Genomic DNA, 7,751 nt, shown 5'->3' on the forward strand with positions numbered 1-7,751 from the left:
ACAGCCGCACCCGCCAGCGCCTCGGCATTGGAGGGCGCGATCGTGGCGCCGGCCTGCGCGTAATCCTCGTCCGTGATCCCGGACGCCAGGCCCGCACCGCTCGCGACCGTCACCGTCGCGCCCAGCGCTATCAGCTTCTTAACCGTGTCCGGCGAGGCGCCGACACGGGGCTCGCCGGATTCAACTTCTGCCGGGACAGCTATGCCGATCATGATCGCTCCTCGCACAGGGCTGCAGGGATATGCAGAGAGGTCGCTCCGGTCTACGCCGGGATCGTTCGCAGAGAGCATTTTCCAGAAAAGCCGATAGACTTCTCGTTCAAGAAAACGCGTAAAAACAAATAGCTAGGTAAAAAAGTGCGATTCGGAGAAATCGCGCTTTGCTCCAGAGGACGCGGCGGCAGCAGATTCCCGCCTTCACGGGACGCTCTCAGGTCCAGTGACGTCCCCTATTCGGCAGCAGCCGCTTCAGTGGGAGAGAAGCAGCAGGATCAGCAGGCCCAGGATCAGCACGAGGGCACCGGGCTTCCAGCTCCAGCTCTTCACCGCCATGCCGAATACGGTGGCGATGGTCGACAGGATTGCGATGATCGAGCAGATGCCCCAACGGCCGCTGGTGCCGCCGATGGCCAGCGCAACCACGATGCCCAGAGTCCAGGCCATTCCGATCGCGGAAAAACGCAGGAACCCCTCATAGGTGTTCTTGTGATCAGAAAAGTCGTGCGCGGTCATCGTGTCGTGATGTGCTTCGGCCATTTTCATCCCCAGAATTGGATAAAGGGGCTTTAACCCGAAGAGCCGCTTTATGCAATGCGGCGATTTGGTGGCGGGGCCCGGCCGCAGACTGCACCCGCGTCAATACCAGGCATCGGGCATGGCGGCCTTGCGCTCGGCCACGAAAGCCTCCAGGGCCTCGCGCTTATCCGCGTCGAGGGCCGGCTGTTCATAGGTCTCCAGCATCGCCTTCCATTTGCGATTGGCGCGCTGGACGATGTCGTGGCTGCCCTCTTCGCTCCACTGCTCGAAGGAATTGTTGTCCGAAAGCGGGAAGTCATAGAAGGCGGTCTCGTAATTGCGCATGGTGTGGGCGCTGCCGAGGAAATGCTTGCCCGGGCCGACCTCGTGAAAGCCGTCGAGCGCGAAGGCGTTCTCGTCGACGGGCATGCCCTGGGCGAAGGTGTGGAAGGCGCCGAGCTGGTCGGCGTCGATCACGAATTTCTCGTAGGACATCGCCAGCGCGCCCTCGGCCCAGCCGGCCGCATGCAGGATGAAATGGGCACCGGCCAGGAAGGCGGGCCACATCGAATTGGCGCTCTCATAGGCGGCCTGGGCGTCCGGGATCTTGGAAGCACACAGATTGCCGCCGCAGCGCAGCGGCACGCCGAGCCGGCGCGCCAGCGCGCCGATGCCGAGATAGCCGAGCGCCGGCTCCGGCGTGCCGAAGGTGGGGGCACCGGATTTCAGCGACATCGAGGAAAGGAAATTGCCGAGGATGGCCGGCGCGCCGGGCCGCTCCAGCTGGGTGAGCGCCACGCACATCATGGCTTCGGCAAAGCATTGCGCCAAAGCGCCCGCCGTGGTCACCGGCCCCATGGCGCCGCCCAGGATGAAAGGCACGCACACCGCCGCCTGGTTGGCCCTGGCATAGGTGCGGATGACGCGTGAGGCCTCCCCGTCCAGCACCAGCGGCGAATTGGTGTTGACGTTGCCCAGGATCACGCAGTTGGCATCGACGAAGTCCGGCCCGAACAGCACGCGGCACATCTCGATGGAATCGGCGGCACGCGGGGCCGTGGTGACCGAGCCCATGAATGCCTTGTCCGACAGGGTCATATGGGCCAGCACCATGTCGAGATGCCGCTTGTTGACCGGCACGTCGACCGGCTCGCATACGGTGCCGCCGGAATGGTGCAGCCAGGGCGTGAGGTAGGCGAGGCGGACGAAATTGCCGAAATCCTCCAATGTGCCGTAGCGCCGGCCGCGATCGGCATCGGAAACGAAGGGCGAGCCATAGGCCGGCGAGAATACCGTGTTGGGGCCGCCGATCACCACCGAGCGCTCGGGATTGCGGGCATGCTGCACGAAGCTCGCCGGGCAACTCGCCTGGATGATGGAGCGCACCAGCCCGCGCGGCGGGCGGATGCGCCAGCCATCGGTCTCGGCGCCGGCCTTGCGGAAGAGGTCGACGGCTTCCTGGTCGCCGCGGATCTCGAAGCCGACTTCCTCGAGGATGCGGTCGGCATGCTCCTCGATGCGAACGAGGGCTTCCTCCGACAGGATCTCGTAGGGCGGAATCCGGCGGGTGATATAGGCCGGTGCCGCCGGTCCGCTCCGCGCCCCGCGCCGGCCGGAACGAGGACGCCGAGCTTCCACTGTTGCTTCCACCACCATAGCCCCGCTCCCTGCTTGATATCAGGGCATGCTCACGTCTCGAAGTTTCCGGATGGAGCACCGATATCCTTCCCGGACTGCGGGGAAGGTGTCATTTCGTAGAAATGACGGAAGGGGGAGAGTGACGCCGAACGGGCCGGCAAAACCGCGATGTCGCGTCACCCTACCCCACCCGAGCCGGCTTTGCCGGCCCACCCTCCCCGAAGTCGGGGAGGGATGGTGGCGCCCTCTCCGGCATGGTCTCGCCATGTGCATGCCCTGACTGGACGAGGTCGATGCTAGCGAGATGGCGGGACATCAAAGACTGAAACCGGACATTCCCTGTTCTGCAGGCGACAGTTTCCAAAGCGTTTTGTGATTTCTCGGAATCACCGAGAATCGCAAAGACGCGTCGAACCGAAGAGTTGGAGCAAGCAAGCGTTCACGTGTGAACGCGCTTTGCTCTAGCAGTCAGTGCACGGGGGAGATGATGGTGACGGAATGATCGAGCGAAAGCCGCCGGATGGCGAGTTCGGCAGCCATGACATTGTCGAGGCCGGTCAGGGTCGTCTCGGCCTCGTCGCCCTTCGCCTCATGGCGGATTTCCAGGGTGCCGAAGCCGCGTTCGATGCTCTTGCGCTCGACTCCCAGAATGGCCCTGCCGGAAAGGGCTTCCTCGACGCCGCTGCGGATGGAGATCAGCACCAGGCGCCGGTCGGTGATCAGCACCACACGGTCCTTGGCGCGCCGATAGGCCGCCCAGGGGGCGCAGACGAGGTAGAGACCGAACAGGAAGGCCGGCACGGCCAGCAGGCTGAACAAGGCCGGCAGGATCAGCGAGCCGCCATTGTGGATGGCCTGCCAGACGGCGGCGAGACAGGCCCAGGCGATCGGCAGGCTGAGCACGGCGAGCAGGACCCCGGCCCCGAGTGTGGGCAAGGCATTGCGCGCGGCCTCGCGCGGGTCAGGCGCGGTGACGTAGACAATCGGCTCGGCGGGCGCCAATGCCTTCACGGCCGCGCGTCGCGCCGCCTCGCTCAGCCTCAACAAGCCAGACATGGTTCGTTCCGGTCCAATTTACCTGCCACCCAATTTGCTTGCCATCCAATTAGCTTGTCACTTGGGCCATCTGGCCATAAAAGACCGGGCAACAGGGCCCCATCTCACACGGTTTGAACACAATGGACAAGTTCACCACGCTCACCGGCGTCGCTGCGCCGCTGGAAATCATGAACGTAGACACGGACATGATCATCCCCAAGCAATATCTCAAGACCATCAAGCGCACGGGCCTCGGCGCGGGCCTGTTTTCCGAGATGCGCTTCAACGATGACGGCAGCGAGAATCCGGATTTCGTGCTGAACAAGCCCGCCTATCGCCAGGCCAAGATCCTGGTCGCCGGCGACAATTTCGGCTGTGGCTCCTCGCGTGAGCACGCCCCCTGGGCCCTGCTCGATTTCGGCATCCGCTGCGTGATCTCCACCTCCTTCGCCGACATCTTCTACAACAACTGCTTCAACAACGGCATCCTGCCGATCGTCGTCTCCGAGTCCGATCTCGAAAAATTGTTCGACGATGCCCGGCGCGGCGCCAATGCCACGCTGACGGTGGACCTGGAAGCCCAGGAAATCCACGGCCCTGATGGCGGCAGCGTCAAGTTCGACATCGATCCGGCCCGCAAGAACAAACTGCTCAAGGGCCTCGACGATATCGGCGTGACCATGGAGAAGACCCCCTCCATCGCGTCCTTCGAGCAGAAGACGGCCGCGGCGCGGCCCTGGATCTGAGCGTAGCGCAGACGGCCGGGCCACCGCCCGCAAGGATACTTCAAATGCGCGCCCCGCTCGATGGCGAGACGCGCATGCAACTTCCCGTGGCACCACGAACTCTTGCCGATTACCACGGATGACGTTGGGAAACCGCCTTTGAGGCAGGAATTCTGAACGCCCTTATTGTACCGGATAATGAAGAATTAACGATGATCAGCTTGTAGTATGCGCGCGATTCGCATGCTCATTCTGATTCCCGGTTTGGAAGGTCTGTGATGCCTCAACTGTCCCGCCGCCTCTTCGTGCTCGGCGCTCCCCTCCTTTTGGCCGGCTGCGCCTCGTCGAAGCGGCTTTCCGCGGACTCGATCTTCGATGGCTGGGGCGGCAGCGATTACGATTACGGCGAAATCTATGCGGGCTTCGACGACAACGGCAATCCAGTCCCGGCGATCGACCTGAGGCGGATCGACGGCGCCTTCCTGCGCCGGGAGGTTTCCGACCCGACCGGCGAGGCGCCCGGCACCATCGTCGTCGACCCACCCAACCACTATCTCTATCACGTGCATGAGGGCGGCAACGCCACGCGTTACGGCGTCGGCGTCGGCCGCGAGGGCTTTGCCTGGAACGGCCGGGCCACGATCAAGCGCAAGGCGGTGTGGCCGCGCTGGACCCCGCCCTCCGACATGGTGAAGCGCGACAGCGAAGCGGCCAAATGGGCGGGCGGCATGCCCGGCGGCCCCGGCAACCCGCTGGGCGCCCGCGCGATGTATCTGTTCCAGGGCAACCGCGACACGCTCTACCGCCTGCACGGCACCATCGACCCCTCCTCGATCGGCAAGTCGATGTCGTCGGGCTGCATCCGCCTGCTCAACCAGGACATCATCCATCTCTACAACAACACGCCCGTCGGCACGCGCGTTGTGGTGCTGGGCAGTGGCGGCGACGGCGGTGACGGCAGCTACGACGACCAGGAAGCGGCGATGTGATAGCGGCGTCCGGCGAACGCCCGGAGGCCGTCCCAGTATAGTGCGGAGTATAGCGATTGCGGGACGGCCTCGGCGCGCCCGCAACCGTGCCGTCCTCAGTCGATCCCCTGTTGATTGGCGCTGCAGCCTCCACGTGACGAAATTTTCATGCGCAACCCTCTTGCACATGAACCATCGCAGACCCGATTTTCAGGCCATGACGAACGGGTTCCTTCCGATGCATTACGCGCGCACTGCCCTGCTCCTTGCCGGCATGACGGCCCTGTTTATGGTGATCGGGCTGATGCTGGGCGGCAAGGGCGGCATGATGATCGCCCTCCTGGTGGCCATCGGCACCAATCTGTTCGCCTATTGGCGTTCGGGCGACATGGTGCTGTCGATGTACGGGGCCCGCGAGGTCAGCCCCGCCAGCGAGCCGGGGCTCTACAAGCTCACGGCCGGCCTTGCCCGCAATGCCGGCCTGCCGATGCCCAAGCTCTATCTCATCGACGATGCGCAGCCCAATGCCTTCGCCACCGGGCGCGATCCGGCCAATGCCGCCGTCGCCATCAATACCGGCCTGCTGCAATCGCTGTCGCGCGACGAGGTTGCGGGCGTGATCGCCCATGAGCTTGCCCATATCAAGCATCGCGACACACTGTTGATGACCATCACGGCCACCCTGGCCGGCGCCATCTCGATGGTGGCCAATTTCGGCATGTTCTTCTCCGGCAATCGCGAGCGCAACTCGCTCGGCCCCATCGGCAGCATCCTGCTCGCCGTGCTGGCGCCGCTTGCCGCCATGGTGGTGCAGATGGCGATCTCGCGCTCGCGCGAATATGAGGCCGACCGCCTGGGCGCCGAGATCAGCGGCAATCCGCTGGCGCTCGCTTCCGCCCTGGCGCGCATCCACAATGCCGCCCACGCCATTCCCAACGAGCAGGCCGAGGCTCATCCCGCCACGGCGCATATGTTCATCATCAATCCGCTGTCGGGCCGGCCGATGGACAACCTGTTCTCGACCCATCCCGACACCCAGAACCGCATTGCGGCGCTGGAGGAACTGGCCCGCCGCACGGGCGCAAGCCGGCAGCCGCCCCGCCAGGGCGGTTTCGTCGAGGGCGTCAACCTCGACGATCTCGGCCCACGCGGCCCAAAGGGGCCGTGGGGGTAAGACGAAATCTCACTGGATCTTGGCGTAGCTCTCCGCAAAGCCCGCGAGCGGCAATTGCACGCTGACATCGTTGCGCTGCAGGTTCTGGAAGGTGGTCTTGAGCTGCTTGCCGGTCTTCATCCGCGCCAGCAACCCGGCATCGAGCGGCGTGCCGACATAGCAGCCGGCGCCGTCGCAGGTCTGCAGGGGATAGCTCGCCACCTGGCCGTCATCGACCTGCAGCTTGAGGCCGGCCGGCAGATAAAGTCCGAGCGGCAGGCGCACCAGCACCACAGGCGCGCGGGTGTCGCTGGGAACGCGAACCGAGAAGCCGACCACGAGCTGGCCGGTATTGTTCATCACCGCGTTTTCTTCGACCACGCAGTCGAGCGGTCCCTGCCGGGCGTCCGTGGTGCAGCGCGTCACCCAGCCGGGAGCCGCGGGAGCCGGGGCCGCAGCAGGTGCCGGGGCCGCCGCCTTGGGAGCCTCGGGGGCGGCCGGCTTCTTGGCCTGCGCCTGCGCACTGCCCACCAGCAGGCAAGCCAGGCCCGCCGCCACCGTCAATTCAACCATACGATGCATCGTCGCCTATCCGTCCTTCAATTTACCAGCTGTAGCGAAGCCCGCCCGACCCGGTGAGGTCGTGCGAGGATTTGGAGAAATTACCGCTGAACTTGCCGTAGATCGACAGGCCCGAGGCCGAGACCAGGTTCACGCCCGCTTCCACCAAGGCCGAGTCCCGCGGCGCCGAAGCGCCGTAGACCACGAAATTATAGCCGGGCGCCGCGGTGAAGCCGGCTTCGACCGAGCGCCGGTTCGCGAACTCGTGCACCCAGGAGGCACGCAGGAAGGGCTCGAGATAGGTCGTCTCGCCGAAATAGAACCGGGTATCGATCTGCGCCCCCAGGAAGGATGGGAACGAATTGATGGTCCGCCCGGCATAATTGAGGGCAAGGCCGCCAGTGGTGCCCTGGGCATGCTCGGTCGAGCCGTCCAGGTGCAGCGAGGAGAATTGCAGTGCCGCGAAGGGCGTGACGTTCACCCCGGAGAAATTGGCCTTGTAGCCTCCCTCCAGGCGCCCGCTGATCGCACGGCCGTCGAAGCTGTTGCCGAGCGCGTCATAGGCACCCGCCACCGGATTGACCGGGGCATCCGTGCCCTGGATCATGGCGTAGCGCTGGGTGGTGGCGTGCAGGAAGTCGAAGCCGAGCAGGCCGTTGGCGTAGAAATTGCCGTATTTGGCCGCCCCGTACAGCGCGATATGGCCGGCATCCACCTTGCCCGTGGTGGCCCGCTGCTCCACCCCGAAGGCGGAATGTCCGCCGCCCACCGACAGGCCGATCAGATAGTTCGGATCGAACTGGTAGTCGAGGCCGGCCGCGATGCCCTGGTTATGGGTCTTCAGATTGCCGGAACCGACGACGGTGTTGCCGTCGAAGGAGGAGCCGCCGCCATAACCGGTGATCCAGGCGCGCCACAGGCGGGGATCGCAGAA

8 protein-coding genes and 1 pseudogene are annotated in these 7,751 nt (G+C 64.8%); 3 read left to right on the forward strand and 6 right to left on the reverse strand.

Annotated features, from left to right (window positions below):
- The 4 genes and pseudogenes from BA190_RS34775 to BA190_RS34790 form a co-directional block, all read right to left on the reverse strand.
- Positions 1–212 (reverse strand): annotated as a pseudogene (locus BA190_RS34775) (NAD(P)(+) transhydrogenase (Re/Si-specific) subunit alpha); the annotation flags it as partial.
- 255 nt (positions 213–467) lie between these two features.
- A complete protein-coding gene (locus tag BA190_RS34780) occupies positions 468–755 on the reverse strand; it encodes an aa3-type cytochrome c oxidase subunit IV (protein ID WP_082980274.1) in 288 nt (95 codons plus the stop codon).
- Positions 756–854: 99 nt separating this feature from the next.
- On the reverse strand, positions 855–2,390 hold the full coding sequence (locus BA190_RS34785) for a trimethylamine methyltransferase family protein (RefSeq protein WP_068299784.1): 1,536 nt from the start codon (positions 2,388–2,390) through the stop codon (positions 855–857).
- A 450-nt stretch (positions 2,391–2,840) separates the two neighbouring features.
- Positions 2,841–3,428 carry a hypothetical protein gene (locus BA190_RS34790; RefSeq protein WP_068299791.1) on the reverse strand — a complete coding sequence of 196 codons (588 nt, stop codon included), beginning with the start codon at positions 3,426–3,428 and terminating at the stop codon, positions 2,841–2,843.
- Between the two features lie 122 nt (positions 3,429–3,550).
- Here BA190_RS34790 and leuD point away from each other — a divergent pair, with 122 nt between their 5' ends.
- The 3 genes from leuD to htpX all read left to right on the forward strand — a co-directional run bounded on the left by leuD (position 3,551) and on the right by htpX (position 6,277).
- Positions 3,551–4,156, forward strand: a complete 606-nt coding sequence (leuD, locus tag BA190_RS34795) for a 3-isopropylmalate dehydratase small subunit (protein ID WP_068299794.1) — start codon at positions 3,551–3,553, stop codon at positions 4,154–4,156.
- 257 nt (positions 4,157–4,413) lie between these two features.
- On the forward strand, positions 4,414–5,124 hold the full coding sequence (locus BA190_RS34800; RefSeq protein ID WP_068299798.1) for a L,D-transpeptidase: 711 nt from the start codon (positions 4,414–4,416) through the stop codon (positions 5,122–5,124).
- 217 nt (positions 5,125–5,341) lie between these two features.
- Entirely contained in the window at positions 5,342–6,277 is a 936-nt protein-coding gene (gene htpX / locus BA190_RS34805; protein ID WP_082980275.1) for a zinc metalloprotease HtpX, read from the forward strand.
- A gap of 9 nt (positions 6,278–6,286) precedes the next feature.
- On the opposite strand, the gene BA190_RS34810 is transcribed toward htpX, so the two are convergent.
- Entirely contained in the window at positions 6,287–6,838 is a 552-nt protein-coding gene (locus BA190_RS34810) for an invasion associated locus B family protein (RefSeq protein WP_068299799.1), read from the reverse strand.
- A 22-nt stretch (positions 6,839–6,860) separates the two neighbouring features.
- Positions 6,861–7,751, reverse strand: an 891-nt coding sequence (locus BA190_RS34815) for an autotransporter outer membrane beta-barrel domain-containing protein (protein ID WP_156771850.1), incomplete at its 5' end; no start/stop codon positions are given.

It is taken from the genome of Labrys sp. WJW, assembly GCF_001676615.1.
Taxonomy (GTDB): Bacteria; Pseudomonadota; Alphaproteobacteria; order Rhizobiales; family Labraceae; genus Labrys; species Labrys sedimenti.

Coding starts and splice junctions, on each gene's coding strand:
- BA190_RS34780 (WP_082980274.1), bottom strand. CDS start 755: ATGGCCGAAGCACATCACGACACGATGACCGCGCACGACTTTTCTGAT.
- leuD (WP_068299794.1), top strand. CDS start 3,551: ATGGACAAGTTCACCACGCTCACCGGCGTCGCTGCGCCGCTGGAAATC.
- BA190_RS34790 (WP_068299791.1), bottom strand. CDS start 3,428: ATGTCTGGCTTGTTGAGGCTGAGCGAGGCGGCGCGACGCGCGGCCGTG.
- htpX (WP_082980275.1), top strand. CDS start 5,342: ATGCATTACGCGCGCACTGCCCTGCTCCTTGCCGGCATGACGGCCCTG.
- BA190_RS34785 (WP_068299784.1), bottom strand. CDS start 2,390: ATGGTGGTGGAAGCAACAGTGGAAGCTCGGCGTCCTCGTTCCGGCCGG.
- BA190_RS34810 (WP_068299799.1), bottom strand. CDS start 6,838: ATGCATCGTATGGTTGAATTGACGGTGGCGGCGGGCCTGGCTTGCCTG.
- BA190_RS34800 (WP_068299798.1), top strand. CDS start 4,414: ATGCCTCAACTGTCCCGCCGCCTCTTCGTGCTCGGCGCTCCCCTCCTT.